At 71.2% G+C, this 19555-nt stretch carries 3 protein-coding genes and 1 pseudogene; 3 read left to right on the top strand and 1 reads right to left on the bottom strand.

The window, feature by feature from the left end:
• Positions 1-367 precede the first annotated feature (367 nt).
• Positions 368-7849, bottom strand: a complete 7482-nt coding sequence (locus tag BMW88_RS39010; RefSeq protein WP_143116475.1) for a type I polyketide synthase — start codon at positions 7847-7849, stop codon at positions 368-370.
• 373 nt (positions 7850-8222) lie between these two features.
• On the opposite strand from BMW88_RS39010, the gene BMW88_RS39005 reads away from it, so the two are divergent.
• The 3 genes and pseudogenes from BMW88_RS39005 (at position 8223) to BMW88_RS38995 (ending at position 19548) form a co-directional block, all read left to right on the top strand.
• Positions 8223-13373, top strand: coding sequence for a type I polyketide synthase (locus BMW88_RS39005; RefSeq protein WP_089961682.1), 5151 nt, complete (start codon positions 8223-8225; stop codon positions 13371-13373).
• 89 nt (positions 13374-13462) lie between these two features.
• A pseudogene (locus tag BMW88_RS39000) lies at positions 13463-18634 on the top strand (SDR family NAD(P)-dependent oxidoreductase); the annotation flags it as partial.
• A complete protein-coding gene (locus BMW88_RS38995; RefSeq protein WP_089961677.1) occupies positions 18631-19548 on the top strand; it encodes an ACP S-malonyltransferase in 918 nt (305 codons plus the stop codon). The pseudogene BMW88_RS39000 and the gene BMW88_RS38995, both read left to right, overlap by 4 nt.
• The last annotated feature ends 7 nt before the right edge of the window (positions 19549-19555 follow it).

Below are 19555 nucleotides of genomic sequence, written 5' to 3'. Positions count from 1 at the left end.
GCGCCAAAACGAAAGCTGTGCCGCCCGGGAAGTTATCGCTGCTCTGAGCGGTGAGGTTCTCCCATCCGCGAGCATGCCTGGGTGATCGGTTCACCGGTGTGCACCAGGGCCGCGACCAGCTACCGCCAGACGTTCGAGAACCCCAGATCGGCGCATGATCTTGACGGCTCCGGCTGTCGACCCGCCCGCAAGCGGATCCCAGGTGGGATGATCAGCGAGTGCCGATATGCAGCTTGACCTGCAGTGATGACTTTTCGAGCGGTACAGGTGATTGTCCGGCCGAACACGACTGGGCGTGCAGGCAAGGCCTGCATGCCCAGTCGTGTCCGTAGTTCGCGAACAGTCAGGCCCCGTCGCGAGGAGGTGGTCACAGACCACCGGGCTCCTCTTCGGACACTCGGCCGTTCGCGGAGGAGTCGAACCGCAGCTCACCGTCGATGAGGTCGAAGAGCTCCTCATCGGTGGCGCCGTCGAGTTCGATGCCCGGCGAGGCGGGCTCCCGCCCGCCGAGACGGGCGAGCAACCCCTGCAGGTGCTCGATCACATCCGGCAGCAGATCGGGATCGGCGGTCATCGCCGGCTCGAGCCGGTTCAGGACAGCCAGGACGTCCTCGTCCTCACCGCGCAGTTCCTCGTGCAGGTGACGGGCGAGCGCCTCGGCGTTCGGGTGCTCGAACACGAGAGTCCTGGACAGCGTCAGGCCGGTCGCCGCGGCGAGCCTGGTGCGCAGCTCGACCGACATGAGCGAGTCGAAGCCGAGATCGCGCAGCGCCTGGTCGGACGGGATCGCCTGTGGGTCGTTCTGACCCCGGACGGCCGCGGCCTCGCTCTTCACCAGATCCAGCAGGCGACCGCGGCGCTTGTCCGCGGGCAGGGCCGCCAGTTCTTGTCGCAGAGTCACATCACCGGCGGAGTCCACTTCGGACGTGACCACGAACTCGTCGAAGAGGCGGCGTTCGCGCGCGGAGGAGAACAGCGACGCGAACTTGTCGCGGTCGAGGTCCGCGACGGTCAACGCCGACTCATCGGCGGAGAGCGCCTCGTGCAAGGCTTGCAGCGCCAGTTCCGGTGCCAGCGCGCGCATGCCGGAACGGCCGAGCTTGGTCGCGAGCGTGTCGTCCGCGCCCATGCCGTCGCCGGCCCACATGCCCCATGCGACCGAGGTCGCACGATGTCCCTGCGAGCGCAGGCGATCGGCCAGTGCGTCGAGACAGGCGTTGGCCGCGGCGTACGCGCCCTGGCCGTTGCCGCCCCACACTCCCGCGGCGGAGGAGAACAGGACCGCCTCCTCGATCTGACCGGTGACGAGCAGGTCCTCCACCACCTGAGCGCCGGCGACCTTGGCAGCGAGCACGGTGGCGAGGTCCGACTCGGACGTCTCGGTCAGCGGCTGGGTCACGTTCACCCCGGCCGCGTGCACCACGGTGCGCACCGGGTGTCCTTCAGCCGCGAGTGAGAAGATCAGCTCCTTGACCGCGGTGCTGTCGGTGACGTCGCACGCTGCGGACGTCAGACGGACGCCCTGCGCGGCGAGGTCCGCGTGCAACGCTTCCTGCGCCGCACCTCGCCTGCTGGCCAGCACGACGTGCTCGGCACCTTCAGCCGCCAGCCAACGGGTCAGGTGTGCGCCGAGAGCACCGGTGCCGCCGGTGATGAGGACGGTGCCTTCTGGACGCCACCGGCGGGCGGGATCCTGGCGCAGCTGCGGAGCGGGAACGACCCGTCGTACCAGTACGTCCGCATCGCGCACCGCGAACTGGTCCTCGCCGGCCGGTCCGGCCAGCACGGCGAGCAGGCGGTCGACCGCACCGGCACCGGGGGTGGCGGGCAGGTCTACGAGACCGCCCCAGGACTCGGGCTGTTCCAGCGCCGCCACCTGGCCCAGGCCCCACACCTGTGCCTGCACGGGGTTGCGCACCGGGTCGTCTGCCGAGGTGCCCATCGCCTGCTCGGTGAGGAGCCAGAGAGGAGCGTGCAGGTCGCCGACCGCGTTGAGGAGCGTCAACGTCGAGCTGAGGCCGGTGGAGACACCCGACTCCTGGTGCTCGGCCAGGCCGAGCAGGGAGATGGTCCCGTCGACGCGACCGATCGCACGCAGCCGTGCGGCGAGGTCGTGGTGGTCGTCGACGAGCAGTTGGTGGACCCTCGCGCCGCAGGCGATCAACCCGGCGGCCAGCGCGCGCACCCAGGCCTGGCCGTGGCCGAGGTGAGCCACGAGCAGCCAGGTACCCGCGGGCCGGGCGGGGGAGACGGCGGGAAGGGAGTTCCAGGCGACCCGGTAGCGCCAGTCCCGCGTGGCAGGAACGGCAGCGCTCTGCTGGACCGCCTCCGCCCAGTAGCGCTCGCGCTGGAAGGGATACGTCGGCAAGTCGATCGACGGCGTCCGCGCAACGCCGCACACGCGCGCCCAGTCCACTTCGAGCCCGCGAACGTGAGCGACGGCGAGCGCTGCGACGACCGTGCGGGCTTCCGGGCGTCCGCGGCGCAGCAGTGGCGCGAACAGGCACTCGTCCGCCGACGCCAGGCCTGCGGAGCCGAGCGCGGTGAGCACCGCGTCAGGGCCCAGCTCCAGGAACGTGCGAACGCCCTCGGCGGCCAGAGTCGTGACGGCGTCGTGGAAGCGCACCGCGTTCGCGGCGTGCCGCACCCAGTACTCCGCCGAGCGCAGATCGTCCTCGGTGATCAGTTGACCGGTCACCGTGGACACGATCGGGACGCGTGCGGGGGAGTAGGTCAGTTCGCTTGCGACGCGCCGGAACTCGTCGAGCATCGGCGTCATCAGCGGGGAGTGGAACGCGTGGCTCACGGCAAGGCGCTTCGTCGAACCGAAGTGCCGCGCCACGGCGAGAACCGCGTCCTCGGCGCCGGACAGCACCAGGGACTCGGGGCCGTTGATCGCCGCGATCGCCACGTCGCCGTCGAGCAGGGGAGCGACGTCCGCCTCCGCGGCTCGCACCGCGACCATGACGCCGCCGGTGGGTAGCGCCTGCATGAGCCGGCCGCGTGCGGTGACCAGACGACAGGCGTCCGGCAGGGACAGCACTCCGGCGACGTGCGCCACCGCGATCTCACCGATCGAGTGGCCGGCGAGGAAGTCGGGGGTCACGCCCCAGTCGTCCAGCAGGCGGTGGAGCGCGACTTCGACGGCGAACAGGGCCGGCTGTGCGAACTCCGTCTGGTTCAACCGGTCCGGGTCCTCCGCGATGATCCGCGGCAGTTCCGGGTCGAGGTGCGCGAAGCACTCCTTCAGCGCATCGGCGAACACCGGGTACGCCTCGGCCAGTGCGACGCCCATGCCGATCCGCTGACTTCCCTGTCCGGAGAACAGGAACGCGGTGCTACCGGTGGTGGTGTGACCGCGCACCACGTCGTCGGCCGGCTGGCCGGAGCCGAGCGCGGTCAGCGCCGACAGGAGCTCGGTCGTGCCCTCGCCCAGAACGACAGCGCGTTCCCGCAGGGCCGTCCTGTTGTGTGCGAGCGCCGCGCCGATGACGGCGGGGGAGAGGTCGGTCCGGCGGCTCGCGAACTCGTGCAGCTGTGTCGCCTGGGCCTGCAGCGCGGCCGGGGTCGCGGCCGACACCGGCCAGGCGGTGATCGCCGGAGCGTCCACAACGGACACCGCGGGTGCGGCGTCTGCTTCTTCGATGATGACGTGGGCGTTGGTGCCGCTGATGCCGAACGCCGAAACAGCCGCACGGCGCGGCGATGCGCCAGCGGGCCACGACTTCGCCTCGTCGAGGAGTCGCAGGGCACCGGAGGACCAGTCGACGTGTCCCGTCGATTCCGATGCGTGCAGCGTCTGGGGAAGCACGCCGTTCCGCATGGCCAGCACCATCTTGATCATGCCCGCGACACCGGCCGCCGCCTGGGCGTGGCCGATGTTCGACTTCAGCGACCCCAGCCACACCGGGTTCTCGGCCGACCGGGCACCGCCGTAGGTCTCCAGCAACGCCTGCGCCTCGATGGGGTCGCCCAGCACCGTGCCGGTGCCGTGGGCCTCCACCACGTCGACGTCGCTCGCGGAGAGCCCGGCAGCGGACAGCGCCTCCCGGACGACCTCGACCTGCGCGCGGCCGTTGGGCGCGGTGAGACCGTTGCTGGCGCCGTCGGAGTTGATGGCGCTACCGCGGAGCACGGCGAGCACCGGGTGCCCGTTGCGTCGCGCCTCAGAGAGCCGCTCCAACAGCAGCAGGCCGGCACCTTCACCCCACGCGGTGCCGTCGGCGTTCGCGGAGAACGGCTTGCAACGGCCGTCCGGGGCGAGTCCACCCTGCTTCTCGAACTCCACGAACATGCCGGGGGTGGCCATGACCGTCGCACCACCGGCGAGGGCGAGTGTGCACTCGCCGGCCTGGATCGACCGCGCGGCCGTGTGCACGGCCACCAGCGAGGAGGAGCACGCGGTGTCCAGGGTGATGGCAGGACCTCTTAGCCCGAAGGTGTAGGAGATGCGGCCCGAGGCCACGCTCGCGGCGCCACCGGTCAGCAGGTGACCGGCCAGCTCCTCGGACGGGGCGTGCATGCGCGGCCCGTAGTCCTGCGCCATCATCCCGGCGAAGACGCCGGTCCGGCTGCCGCGCAACGACGACGCGTCGAGGCCGGCCCGTTCGAAGACCTCCCACGCCAGTTCCAGCAGCAGTCGCTGCTGGGGATCCATCGCGGTGGCCTCACGGGGCGAGATGCCGAACAGCTCGGCGTCGAAGTTGCCCGCACCGTGCAGAAAACCGCCGCGGGCCGTGGCGATCCGCACCGGGTGGTCCAGGTTCCAGCCGCGGTCGTCCGGGAGCTCGCTCGTCAGGTCGGCTCCCTCGATCAGCAGCTGCCACAGCTGTTCCGGGGAGTCGGCACCGGGTAGCCGGCAGGCCATCGCGACGATGGCGACCGGGTCGTCGTCCTGGGCCTTCGCGGTGACGGGTGCCGTCGTGGCGGGAGCGCTGTCGCCGCTCAGCCGGACGCGCAGGGCGTCGGCCAGCTGGGACGGACTCGGGTGGTCGTAGACCGCTCCGGAAGGCAGCTTCGCGCCGGTGGCGTCGTTGAGCCGGCCGCGGAGTTCGACGGCCATGCGCGAGTCCAGACCCATTTCCTTGAAGGTCAGGTCCGGGTCGACGGCGGCGGCGTCCGCATGGCCGAGAACGATCGCGGTATGCGCCTGGACGAGCCTGAGCAGCTGTCGTCCGTTCGTCGAGGGCTTCTCGGGAACGACCTCGTCGTGCTCCACCATGACCGTCGCGGGTGCTGACGGCGCCGGGCGGTCACCGGAGTTCTGGAGCCAGAACGGACGTCGCTGGAACGGGTAGGTGGGCAACCGAAGCCTGGCCCCCGAGGGGAGTGCCTGCTGCCAGTCGACCGCGATTCCGTTGGTGTGCAACGAAGCTGCGGAGCTGAGCACGCGCACCCAGCCCCCGTCGTCGCGGCGGAGGGTCTCGGCGACGACCGGCTCGGCGCCGACCGCCTCTGCTGTCTCCGCCACCGCACCGGTGAGGACCGGGTGCGGGCTGATCTCCACGAAGACCGAGTGGCCTTCGTCGAGCAAGGTCGCGACGGTGGGAGCCAGCAGAACGGGCCGGCGCAGGTTGTCGTACCAGTAGCCGGCGTCCAGCGCACGCGAGACCAGCTCCCCGGTGACGGTGGAGTAGAACGCGATCCGCGGTTCGCGAGCAGTGATGTCACTCAGGTCGTGCAGCAGCTGCTCCCGCACTGCTTCCACTGCGGCGCAGTGAGATGCGTAGTCGACGTCGATCCGGCGCGCCCGGTCGCCTTCGTGACGGCACGCCGCCACGAAGGCCTCGACGTCCTCGATGGGGCCGCACACGACGGTGGAGGTCGGGCTGTTGAGCGCGGCGACCTCGAGCCGTTCGGTGAGTCGTGAGCGGACCTCAGCCTCGGGCAGCGCCACCACGGCCATCGTGCCGGTACCGGCGAGCACCGTGAGAGCGTGGGACCGCAGAGCGACGATCTTCGCCGCGTCCTCGAGTGTCAGAGCACCCGCCACGCAGGCAGCGGCGATCTCGCCCTGGGAGTGGCCCACGACCGCGTCGGGACACACGCCGAGGGACTGCCAGAGTGCGGCGAGCGACACCATGACCGCGAAGAGCGCCGGTTGGACCACGTCGACGCGGTCGAGTCCTTCTCCGTCCCGCAGGACGTCGTGCAGCGACCAGTCCGTGAACGGCGCCAGCGCCCGCGCGCACTCGTCGATCCTGGCGCGGAACACGGGCGAGGACTCCAGGAGTGCGGCCGCCATGCCGCCCCACTGGGACCCCTGGCCGGGGAAGACGAAGACCGTCCTGCCGGGCGTGCGGGCCTGTCCCTCGACCGTCCGCCCGTCGGGCAGCCCGTCCGCGACCGAGTGCAGCGACCGCAGCAGGTCCTCACGGGTGGCGGCGATCGTGACGGCGCGGTTCCGGAAGGACGTGCGGGTGGTGGCGGCGGCGCGGGCGATGTCGGCGAGGCTGACGTCCGGCGTGGCGTCGAGGAAGGAGGCGAGCTGGGAGGCCTGGACGCGCAGGGCTTGCTCCGTCCGGCCCGACAGCAGGACCGGGACGGCGTCGATCTGCTCGTCGGACTGTCCGGGCGGAGCGGGCGTGGGGGCCGAGGCGAGAACGACGTGGCAGTTCGTCCCGCCCATGCCGAACGAGCTGACGCCGGCGAGGCGTGCGTCGGCTTCCGGCCAGAGTTCCGTGGTGGTGACCACCCGCAGGCCGAGTTCGGTGAGCGGGATGGCCGGGTTGGGGCGGTCGTGGTTGAGGCTGGGCGGGATCACCCCGTGCTCCAGGCTCAGCGCGGTCTTGATGAGACCGAGGATGCCGCCGGCGCCTTCGAGGTGACCGATGTTGGTCTTGACGGAGCCGACGAGCAGAGGTTCGGCCCCGGCGCGGACCGCGCCCAGCGCCGTCGCCTCCAGCGGGTCACCGACCGGGGTGCCCGAGCCGTGCAGCTCGACGTACTGGAGGCCGGTGGGCGCCACGCCGGCGTCGGCACAGGCCGCGCGCACGACCTCGGCCTGGGCTTCGGCACTGGGCACCGTGAGGCCGTCGGTGGAGCCGTCGTTGTTGACCGCGCCGCCCAAGAGCACGCAGTGCACCAGGTCGCCGTCCGCGAGCGCACGCTCCAGCGGCTTCAGCACCACCACACCAGCGCCCTCACCACGCACGAAGCCGTTGGCGCGTTCATCGAAGGTGAAGCACCGTCCGTCGTCGGACAGCCCGCCGAACCGCGACGCGGTGACGGCACCGGCGCGCAGCAGGTTCAGGTTCACCCCGGCGGCGATGGCGAGTTCGGACTCTCCGGCGCGCACGCTGGTGGCGGCCAGGTGCACCGCGACCAGGGAGGAGGACTGGGCGGTGTCGACCGTCATGCTGGGACCGCGCAGGCCCAGCGTGTAGGAGACGCGGTTGGCGATGACGGCGCGCTGGGTTCCGGTCATGGTGGTGCCGGAAATGGTGCTCTCGTCAGTGTGGCTGAGGATCGCGTAGTCGTCCCGGAGCGCGCCGACGAACACACCGACGTTCCTGCCGGCCAGCGTCGCGGGCACGATGCCCGCGTCCTCCAGCGCCGTCCAGGAGAGCTCGAGGACCAAGCGCTGCTGGGGATCCATCGCGGCGGCCTCACGCGGCGAGATGCCGAAGAACTCGGCGTCGAAACCCGCGACGTCGTCCACGAAGCCGCCGAACCGCGCGTTCTGCGGCGCGGTTCCGGTGTCCCAGCGATCTGACGGCACGGCGGAGATGGCGTCCTCACCGGACCGGAGCAGCCGCCAGAAGTCCTGGAGATCGCGAGCGCCGGGTGCTCGGCACGCCATCCCCACAACGGCGATGGGTTCGCGCGGGTAGAGCTGACCGGCGTTCATCAATTGACCCCCGTGGATCTGTGGGCAGCGGTGTGAATCGATGAAAGACCACAGTGCGCCGCAATGGCGAACGACTGTTCCGGTTTTCGGAACTTCTGCGTCACTCGGCTGCTGAACTGAGATTCCGCTGTGTCGGGCGTCTCACCGCAGGTGTACCGGAAAACGGAACGCGCGCTTCGGGCGGAGAGCTTGGAGCTTCTAACTTCCTTGAGGCACACCCCTGCCGAGTCACTGCGGAATGTGATGCCGCTCAAATCGATCGGAAGCGCCCCTCGCGAGCGCAGCCGCAGTGACGCCGGGACCGCGGACCTCGTCCTCTCGGACCCGTTCGGGTTTGACGAAGCGCAGTTCGAGCAGAAGAAAGTGACATCCGATGACCGACGAGAACAAGCTCCGCGAGTACCTCAAGCGAGCGACGACCAACCTCCGGCAGGCGCGCGAACAGCTCAAGGCCGCCGAGGACCGCAACCACGAGCCCATCGCGATCATCGGCATGGCCTGCCGCTACCCCGGTGACGTCGCGAGCCCGGAGGCCCTGTGGGACCTCGTGCGCGAGGGCCGTGACGCGATCAGCGAGTTCCCCTCCGACCGCGGGTGGGACGTCGGCTACGACCCGGACGGCCAGACGCCCGGCACGACCAGCACCCGCAGCGGTGGCTTCCTGGCCGACGCGGCCGGCTTCGACGCCGACTTCTTCGGCATCAGCCCCCGCGAGGCCCTCGGGATGGACCCCCAGCAGAGGCTGCTGGTCGAGGTCACCTGGGAGGCGCTCGAACGGTCGGGACTCGTTCCCCAGGAGCTGCGCGGCAGCGAGACCGGCGTGTTCGTGGGCGCGGTGCACAACGACTACGAGTCGCTGCTCCGAGGGGTGCAGGAGACCGAGGGGTATCTGCTCACCGGCAACGCCACCAGCGTCGCGTCCGGTCGCATCGCCTACACGCTCGGCCTGCGCGGTCCGGCCCTCACGATCGACACCGCCTGTTCCTCGTCCCTGGTCGCCATCCACGAGGCCGCGAACTCCCTGCGCTCCGGTGAGTGCGGGCTCGCACTGGCCGGTGGCGCCACGGTGATCTCCACGCCGGGCACCTTCGTCGAGTTCAGCCGGCAGCGCGGCCTCGCGGCCGACGGCCGGTGCAAGTCCTTCGCCGCAGCCGCCGACGGCACCGGGTGGAGCGAGGGCGTCGGAGTCGTGGTGCTGGAGCGGCTCAGCGACGCCATCGCCAACGGCCACTTCGTGCACGCGGTCGTCCGCGGTTCCGCGATCAACTCCGACGGCGCCAGCAACGGTCTCACCGCGCCCAGCGGTCCCGCCCAGGAAGCGGTGATCCGCCAGGCGTGCGCGAACGCCAGGCTGACCACGGCGGACGTGGACGTGGTGGAAGCGCACGGCACGGGCACCACGCTCGGTGACCCGATCGAGGCGCGCGCCCTCGCAGCCACCTACGGCAAGCGCCGCGAGCATCCGCTGTGGCTGGGCTCGCTCAAGTCCAACATCGGCCACTCGCAGGCCGCCGCGGGCGTCGGTGGCGTCATCAAGATGGTGCAGGCACTGCGCAACAGCGAGCTTCCCCGCACGCTGCACGTCGACCGGCCGACGCCGGACGTCGACTGGTCGGGGGTCTCGTTGCTGACCGGCAACGTGTCCTGGCCCCGGACGGACCAGCCCCGGCGCGCAGGCGTGTCGTCCTTCGGCATCAGCGGCACCAACGCCCACCTGATCCTCGAAGAGGCGCCCGAGCAGACGCCGTCCACCACGGAGACGACGCTTCCCGCCGTGCCGTTCGTCCTGTCGGCCAAGACCGACGAAGCGCTCCGGGCGCAGGCGGACGAGCTGCGCGCGTTCCTGACCGGCCACCCCGAGACCGGGCTCACCGACATCGCCGCCGCGCTGGCCACCACGCGAACGCACTTCGCCCGCCGGGCAGGCTTCGCGGCCGCAACCAGCGAGGAGGCCGTGGACAAACTGGCACGCCTCGTGCCGGCCGGCCGTGACGGCAAGCTCGCGTTCCTGTTCTCCGGACAGGGTTCTCAGCGCCTGGGCATGGGCGCCGGCCTCTACGAGAGGTTCCCCGTCTTCGCCAAGGCGCTCGACGAGGTCTGCGGGCAGCTCGACGTCGACGTCAAGGCCGTGATGTTCGGCGACGACGCCGAAATGCTGAACCGGACCGGCTTCACCCAGCCCGCGCTCTTCGCGTTCGAGACCGCCCTCCACCGGCTGCTCGAAGACTTCGGCGTGGTCCCCGACCACGTCATGGGCCACTCGATCGGCGAGATCACCGCTGCCCACGTGGCCGGCGTGCTGTCGCTGACCGACGCCTGCAAGCTCGTATCCGCTCGTGCGCGGCTCATGCAGGCCCTGCCCACCGGCGGTGCGATGCTCGCCGTGCAGGCCGGCGAGGACGACATCGATCTGACCGGTCTGGAGGACCAGGTCTCGATCGCCGCGATCAACGGTGAGCGCTCGGTCGTGCTCTCCGGTGCCGAGGACGCGGTGGCACGCCTGGAGGAGAAGTACCGCGCCGACGGCCGCCGGATGACCCGGCTGAAGGTCAGTCATGCCTTCCACTCGCCGCTGATGGACCCGGTGCTCGACGAGTTCGCGAACGTCGTGCGCTCCATCGAGCACTCCGCTCCGGTCATCCCGCTGGTCTCGAACGTCACCGGCCGTCCCGTCACGGCCGCGGACCTGGCGGACCCGCGCTACTGGGTCGGCCACGCCCGCGGCGCCGTGCGGTTCCACGACGGCGTCCGGCAGCTCGCCGACGACGGTGTCACGACCTTCGTGGAGATCGGTCCGAGCGCCGTGCTGATGCCGCTTGCCGCAGCCGCCACGGGCGGCACCGTCATCGCCACCGGCATGCCGGGGCACACCGAGGACGTCAGCGTGATCGCGGCGCTGGCCCAGATCCACGCGAACGGCCACGACGTGGCGTGGGACCGGCTCTTCCCGGCGCGTTCCGCAGCGCCGCAGGGCCTTCCCGTCTACCAGTTCCAGCACCAGCGCTTCTGGCCCGCCGCGCAGGCACCCGCCGGTGCGGCCACCACCTTCGGCCAGGACGCGTCCGACCACCCGCTGGTGCGCAGCATCGTCGAGCTGCCGGACGGCACGACCGTGTTCACCGGTGTGCTGGCCATCGACATCCCGAACTGGTTGCCGGACCACTGCGTGCACGGCAAGCCGATCCTGCCCGGCACCACGTTCGTCGACATGACCCTGTGGGCCGCGCGTCAGCTCGGGTACAACCGCATCGACGAGATCAACCACCACGTGTTCGTCTCCGGCGAGCCGGGCCGCGTCCGCCAGCTGCGGCTGGTGGTCGAGCCCGCCGACGAGGCCGGTCTGCGCGCCTTCACCGTCCACTCCCGGTTCACCGACGAAGCGCACGGTGAGTGGATCCACCACGCCACGGGTGCTCTCGCGGCCGACGCCGCGACCCCGAGGCCGATCGACGTGGAGTGGCCGCCGACCGCCGCCGAGGTCATCCCGATCGAGGGCTTCTACGAGCGGCTGGCCGAGGCCGGACTCGGGTACGGGCCGTACTTCACCGGCATCAGGGCCGGCTGGCAGGGCGATGGCGTCCGGTACGCCGAGGTCTCCCTGCACGACGGCGCCGACCTGAGCACCTACGGCATCCACCCCGCGTTGCTCGACGCCACGCTGCAGCTCGCCGCGGTCGGCTCCGAGCCGGGCTCCGAGCACCAGGTGCGCGTTCCGTTCGCCTGGTCCGGCGTCACGCTGCACACCACTGGCGTCAACTCGGTGCGCGTCCGGCTGACCCAGCAGGGCACGGACACCATGGCCATCGACATCACCGATCCCGAGGGCAACCCGGTCGCGACGGTCGACTCGATCACCCTGCGCCCAGTGTCGTCGGAGCAGCTTCGGGCGTCCACCTCCACCCGAGGCGGCCTGCTGCACCAGCTCGACTGGCAGCCCGTGCCGACCGGCACCGCCGGTGACGTCCCGCCGGTGGTGCGGATCAGCACGACGGGCACCGATCCCGTCGCTGAGACGCACGAGGTGCTGCACCACGCACTGCGCACCGTGCAGGAGACAGACGGCTCAATCGTCCTGCACACCACCGATGCGGTGTTCTCCGAGCAGATCGACGTCGCGGCGGCTTCGGTGTGGGGCCTGATCAGGTCCGCCCAGTCGGAGCACCCCGGCCGCTTCGTGCTGGTCGACGGTGCCGACGACGAGGCGTTCCAGCGGGTGCTTCCCGCCGCGGTCGCCACCGGCGAGCCGCAGCTGGCGGTGCGCGACGGACGAGTTCACGTGCCCCGGCTGACCAACGCCCACCCCGGTACCGGCCGGACGGTCCTCGACCCCGAGGGCACCGTCCTCATCACCGGTGGCTCCGGCGGCCTCGGGCGTCTGCTGGCCCGCCACCTCGTGGTGCGGCACGACGCCCGGCACCTGCTCCTGCTGAGCAGGCGCGGCGAGGCCGCGGACGGTGCGGCCGAGCTGAAGGCCCAGCTCGCCGAACTCGGTGCCACCGCGACCTTCGCGGCCTGCGACGCCGCCGACCGTGACGCGCTGGCCGGTGTGCTGGCCGCGATCCCGGCGGAACACCCGCTCACCGCGGTAGTGCACGCGGCGGGCGTCGTCGACGACGGTGTCGTCAGCGACCTGACGCCCGAGCGCGTCGACGCCGTGCTGCGTCCCAAGGTCGACGCCGCCTGGCACCTGCACGAGCTGACCAAGGGCAGCGACCTGCGCTCGTTCGTGCTGTTCTCCTCGGCGTCCGGCCTGCTCGGCCTGCCGGGACAGGCGGCGTACGCGGCGGCGAACACGTTCCTCGACGCGTTGGCGCACCTGCGTCACGGGGCAGGACTGCCCGCGACGTCGTTGGCCTGGGGACCGTGGGCCGGCACGGAGCAGGACGGCGGCATGGCCGCCCGGCTGAGCGACGTCGACCGGAACCGGTTGCTGCGCCTCGGTGTCGTGCCGATCAGCGGCGAGGAAGGGCTGGGGCTGTTCGACGACGCCGTCGCCTCGGACGCCGCGGTCCTGGTGCCGGCCCGGTTCTCGGTGCCGCAGGACGGAACGGCGGCCCCGGTGCTGCGCGGCTTCGTCCGCACCAGGCCGGCGAAGGCGGCCAAGCCGGTGGCGGTTGACCGCGCCGATCTGGCCGCGACCCTGGCAGCGGCTCCCGCCGAGGACCGCGTCGACATCGTGCTGGCGGTGGTTCGCGAGCACGTCAGTGCCGTGCTCGGCCACACGACGCCGGGCTCGGTGGAACCGCAGCGCGGCTTCATGGAGATCGGGTTCGACTCGCTCACCGCGCTGGAACTGCGCAACCGCCTCAACTCCGCGACGAAGCTGAAGCTGCCCGCCACGGCCCTCTTCGACTACTCGTCGCCGAAGGCGCTGGCGGAGCACCTGGTCGGCACGCTGTGCGCCGACCTCACCGAGCCGGTCGTGGAAGAAGCGGCCGCGGCGAGTTCCCTGGCCGACGACCTCGAGTCGTCCACCGACGACGAACTGCTGGCATTCCTCGACCGCGAATTCGGAGTCTCCTGATGAGCAACGACGACAAGCTCCGGTCCGCGGTCAAGAAGCTGGCCGTCGACCTGTTCGAGACGAGGGAGGAACTCCGCGCGGTCAAGAACCGTGCGGAGGAACCGATCGCCATCGTCGGCATGGCGTGCCGCTACGCCGGTGGCGTCCGGTCTCCCGAGGACCTCTGGCAGGCCCTCATGGACGAGCGCGACGCCACCAGCGAGTTCCCCGAGGACCGCGGCTGGGACCTCGAGTCGCTGTACGACCCGGATCCCTCTAAGTCCGGTCACAGCTACACCCGGCGAGGTGGCTTCCTCGACGGCGTCGCCGACTTCGACGCACCGTTCTTCGGCATCGCGCCGAAGGAGGCGCTGGCGATGGATCCCCAGCAGCGGCTGCTGCTGGAGACCTCCTGGGAGGCGCTGGAGCACGGCGGCCTGGACCCGCGTGCGTTGCGCGGCAGTGAGGTCGGCGTGTTCGTGGGCGAGATGTACCACGACTACGGGCCGCCGTCGCACCTCGCGCCGTCCAACGTCGAAGGTCAGCTCACGATCGGCATCGCGGGCAGCGTCGCCTCCGGGCGCATCTCCTACCTGCTCGGCTTCGAGGGGCCGACGTTCACCGTCGACACCGCGTGCTCGTCCTCGCTCGTGACGCTGCACCTGGCCGCCAAGGCGTTGCGGTCGGGCGAGTGCTCGATGGCGCTCGCCGGTGGCGTGACCGTGATGGCCACGCCGGGCTCGTTCACCGAGTTCAGCCGGCAGCGCGCGCTGTCACCGGATGGCCGCTGCAAGCCGTTCTCGGCTGACGCGGACGGTGTGGCGTGGGGCGAAGGTGCGGGAATGCTCCTGCTCGAACGACTCTCCGACGCGCAGGCGAACGGGCACCCGGTGCTCGCGGTGGTCCGCGGTTCCGCGATGAACTCCGACGGCGCCAGCAGCGGGCTCACCGCACCGAGCGGTCCCGCCCAGCAGCGGGTCATCCGGTCGGCCCTGGCGTCCGCCGGGCTGACCAGCGACCAGATCGACGCGGTGGAGGCGCACGGCACCGGCACGCCGCTGGGCGACTCCATCGAGGTCCAGGCGCTCGACGCGGTGTACGGAGGCGACCGGGACAGGCCGATGTGGCTCGGGTCGCTGAAGTCCAACTTCGGCCACACCCAGGCCGCGGCCGGGGTGGCAGGCGTGATCAAGACGGTGCAGGCCATGCGCCACGGCGTGCTGCCCCGCACCCTGCACATCAGCAAGCCCACCCCGCTCATCGACTGGTCCACCAGTCCGGTGCGCCTGGTCACCGAGGCGACCGCGTGGCCGCGCGGCGACGAACCCCGCCGCGCCGGTGTGTCGGCGTTCGCGATCAGCGGCGCCAACGCACACGTCGTGTTGGAGGAGGCACCGGCTGCCGATCCGGTGCCGCCGTTCGAGCGCGTGTCGACACCCTGGGTCCTGTCCGCGGAAACCGCTGAGGCACTCCGACTTCAGGCCGCGCGTCTGCGCGAACACCTGATGCGCCATCCCGAGCTGCACCCAGGCGATGTGGCCGTGTCGCTGGCGAGGCGAACGCGGTTCAAGCACCGTGCGCTCGTGCGGGGCGGGCAGCTCGCCGGCCTGGACGCCGTCGCGGCGGGGGAGGAGGCCGGGGTCACCACTGGCGTCGCCGGATCCGCTCCGCTGCAGTTCTCCTTCTCCGGCGAGGCGCCTTCCGTGATCGGACGCGACCTCTACGACGCGCATCCTGTGTTCGCGCAGGTGTTCGACGAGGTCTGCCAGGCGTTCGGTCGGCCGCGGGAGGAGCTCCTGCGGGCGACCGGACCCGCCGGGCTGTTCGCGTTGCAGGTGGCGCAGTTCCGGCTGGTCCGCTCCTGGGGAGTGAAGCCGGACATGGTGCACGGCGAAGGCGCCGGCGAGCTCGTCGCCGCGCACGTGGCCGGTCTCCTGTCCCTGCCGGACGCCGTGCGGCACGTCACCGCCCTGAGCAAGGGCGAGAGCCTGTCCTACGAGCGGCCTCGGTTCCCACTGGCGCGCGATGTCACCAGCGCCGCGGGGTGGACGGCCACAGCCGAGGACCCGGCCGCCACCCGGTTGGAACTCGGAGCGGCCTGCTCCACCCGCGAAAGCCTGATCTCGGCTCTGGGGGCGCTCGTCGTGGCGGGTGCCGAAGTCGACCTGGTCGCTGCGTTCGCCGGCTCGGGAACCACGGTTCCGTTGCCCACCTACGCTTTCCAGCGGCGCCGCTACTGGATCGACAGCAGCGCGGCCACCAACGCCGCGTCCCAGACCTCGATCGTCGACCTCGCGACCGGTGGCACCGTGCACACCAGTCACGTGTCGCCCGCGCGCCAGGGCTGGCTCGCCGACCACGAGGTGGGCGGTGAGGTCGTGGTGCCCGGCACCGCGTTGCTGGACATGGTCCTGCGGACGGGAGCCGAGCGGATCGAGGAGATCGTCTTCACCGCTCCCGTCGTCGCACCGGCAGAGGTGCAGATGCACCTGTCCACAGTGGACGATCGCGGCGAGAGCTCTGTCGTGCTGTTCGCGCGGGCTTCCGAGAAGTCGCCGTGGACCGAGCACGCCCGCGCCAGGGTGACGACGCCAGCCGAGGCTCCCACCACGCTGGCCGAATGGCCCCCTGCCGGTGCCGAGCCGGTCGAGATCGCGGAGCTGCACGACCGGCTGGCCGATCGCGGCCTGGTCTACGGTCCTGCCTTCCGCGGCCTCGAAAAGTTGTGGCGCAAGGATGACGAGCTGTTCCTGGACGTGCGCCTGCCCGTTGCCGCGGGGGAGCACGTGCTGCACCCGGCGCTGCTCGACGCGGCGCTGCACCCACTTGCCGTCGGCTACCTGCTGGCGGACACCACGGGCACGCGGTTGCCGTTCGCGTGGAGGGGGGCGCAGGTGCACACCCGTGGGGCCACGGGGCTGCGCGTGCGGATGACGAAGACCGGTGCCGATGCGGTGTCGGTGTCCGCCTGGGACACCAGGGGCAAGCCCGTGTTCACGGCGGACGAGTTGGTCGCGCGGCCGGTCAGCCTCGCGGCGAACGACGTGCTGCACCAGGTCGAGTGGGTCCCGGCGACCCCGGTCCCCGCGGCCTCCTTCGTGCGACTGGACGACGTCGTGTCACCCGCCGCGGAGGGCAGTTCCGTGCCCGGCCGAGTGCGTTCGGCGCTGGAAGAGATCAGTGCTTTCACACGGCGGTGGCTGAACGAGAACGACGACCCGCTGGTCCTGGTGAGCAGCGAGGTCGAGAGCGACCCGGTGCGGAGCGCGGTCTGGGGCCTGTTGCGGTCCGTGCAGACCGAGCACCCCGGCCGGATCCAGTTGGTCGACACCGACGGGGACGTCGTGCTCGCCGACGACCGCCAGGTCGTGGTGAGGAACGGCCGGCCGTTCGTCCCGCAGCTCCGCAAGGCGGCGGCCAGTCCGGTGCCGGCGTGGCGGGGTGGCACCCTGCTGGTCACCGGTGCCGGTGGCGTCGTCGGCTCCACGCTGGCTCGGCACGCTGTCCGGAACCACGGGGTCGACCGGCTCGTGCTGGTCAGCCGTCGCGGTGCGGAGTCACCCGAGATGCGGGCGATCGCCGCGGAACTGCGCGATCTGGGCGCCTCCGTGGCCGTCGAGGCCTGTGACGCCGGTGATCGCGACCAGGTCGCCGTGCTGCTCAAGGGCATCTCGGACCTGCGCGGTGTCGTGCACGCGGCCGGAACGACGTCCGACGCGGTGTTCGAGCGTCTCACCGCGGAGGACTTCGAACGGGTGCTGTCCTCGAAGGTGGACGCGGTGTCCGCCCTCGACGAGTTGACCCGCGACCACGACCTGGACTGGTTCGTCGTCTGCTCCTCCGCAGCGGGCTGGTGGGGGACCGCCGGCCAGGCGAACTACGCCGCGGCCAACGCGTGCGTGGACGCCCTCGTCCGCCGCAGGCGCACGGCCGGACTGCCGGGCATCTCGCTCGCGTGGGGGCTGTGGGCAGAGCAGGGGGCGCTCGGTGCTCATCTGAACGACGTGGATCTGCGACGTCTCGCCCGCAGCGGTGTGCTCCCGTTGGCGACCGAGGACGCTCTGTCGGCCTTCGACAACGCGCTGGGGTCCGCTGAGGCGGTTCTCCTGCCGGTGCGGCTGGCTCCGGCCGGTGCGTCCGCGCGGCCCGCCAGCGAGTCCACTTCGGCCCGTGCCCGCGTCACCACGAGCGAGCCCAGGTTGAGCGGTCTTGGCGACGGCGACCTCATCGCGGCGATCACGGACATGGTCGCCGATGCGCTCGGCCACCGCGTCGAGGACGTGTCGCCGGACGTCGCCTTGCTCCAGATGGGCTTGAACTCGCTCACCGCGCTGGAACTGAGGAACGAGCTGGAGCGGGCCTCCGGCATCTCGATCCCGTTGACGACTCTCTTCGACCACCCGACGCCGCAGAGCCTGGCCAAGTACCTGCGCACCCGGTGCGAGGCGACTTCGACCGTCACCGCCTCCACGCTGGCTCCGACGTCGATGGCGGGCAAAACCGTCCTGATCACCGGTGCGACCGGTGGCCTGGGCCGGTTGTTCGCCGAGACGATGGCGTCCGCCGGCGCGAACCTCGTGCTGACCGGGCGGAACGGCGCGGCACTGGCCGAGGTCGTGGAGTCCGCGCGGCTGCTGGGTGCCGAGGTCGTCCACGACACCGCGGACATCATGGACGAGGCCGGTGTGGCCTCCGTGGTGCGCCGGGCCGTCGAGACGTTCGGCTCGGTGGACGTGCTGGTCAACAACGCCGGTGTCGCAGGCCCGGTGGGGCCGTTGTGGGAGACCGACGAGGACGAGTGGTGGCGCGCCATGGAGGTCAACCTGCGCGGCACCCTGAAGGTCTGCCGTTCCGTGCTGCCCGGCATGGTCGAGCGGGGTGCGGGCCGCATCGTCAACATCGTCAGCTCCGCGGGCAGGCACCGCTGGCCGAGCGCGTCGTCGTACTCGGTGTCGAAGGCCGCCGTGATCAAGGTGGCGGACAACCTGGGCCCGGAGCTGCTCGGCACCGGTGTGTCGGTGTTCAGCTACCACCCCGGCCTGGTCGACCTGGGCATCACGAAGCAGGCCATGGACCTCGGGCCCACCGGTGACAGGTGGGGCGACCAGATGCGCGACTGGCTGAGCGAGCAGCGCGACCAGGGGCGGTTCGCCTCACCAGAGCGTGCTGCGGAGATGCTGGTGTTGCTGACTTCCGGTACGGCGGATGCGTTGTCGGGCCGCTATCTGACGCCTGAAGACGACATCGAGTCCATGCTGCGGCAGCAAGGTGGGACCTCATGAACCAGCCGGTGTTCCTCTTCCCCGGCCACGGCGGCTACCTGCCCGGTGGACTGCGCGAGTTCACGGACGACTTCGCGGGGCTCCCGTCGGTGCTGGAGCGGATCAACGCCGCCTCCAGCGCCGCGGGCGGGCCCGGTATCGCCGACCTGCTCACCGACCGCACAGCGCCGACGCTGCGAAGCCTCGTGGACGACGATCCGGGCAGGCTCCACCTGGCGATGTTCGCGACCGAGATGTGCGTGCACGACATCTACACCCGCTGCTGGGGTCTGTCGCCGGCGTTGCTGATGGGCCACGGTTTCGGCGAGTTCGCCGCTCTCGTCGCAGCCGGATGCCTGTCGCTGGAGGACGGCGTCCGCCTGGTCGTCGCACGGGACGAGGCGTTGCGGAAGTCCGGTGCGCCCAAAGGCGGCATGGTCGAGCTGCGCACCGGGCGACAGCGTGCCGGCCTCCTGCTCGAGGGGCTGGCCGGCCACGGCGGCGTGCTCGCGGTCGACAACGGCGCGGACCAGGTCGTCGTGTCAGGTCCGTCCGAAACGTTGCGGCGTTTGAAAGATCTTGCCGCCGCGACGAACGTCGAAGCGACCGAGCTGCACGTGCCCTACCCGTTCCACAACGCGATGCTGGACGAGGCCGCCTCGCTGTTCGCCGCGGTGGTCGACACGGTCACCTGTCACGCGCCGCGAACTCCCGTCCACTCACCGGTGCTGGGACGGCGAGTCGAACGGCCGGCGGACGTCCGCGCGGTCCTCGCCCGGCACCTGGTGAGTCCGGTTGGATTCCTCGATGCCCTGCGGACGTTGTCAGCACAGGGACACCACATCTATGTGGAGTGCGGGGCGAAGGCCGTGCTGACGAACCTGGTGCGTTCCGCTCAGGCCGAAGAACCACGTGTCCTGACCGGTGTGGCCTGACGCGCGG

This window comes from Lentzea xinjiangensis, assembly GCF_900110955.1.
GTDB classification, from domain to species: domain Bacteria; phylum Actinomycetota; class Actinomycetes; order Mycobacteriales; family Pseudonocardiaceae; genus Lentzea; species Lentzea xinjiangensis.
Note: the sequence above shows the minus strand (reverse complement) of the source record. Positions and strands in the feature narration are given on the sequence as shown.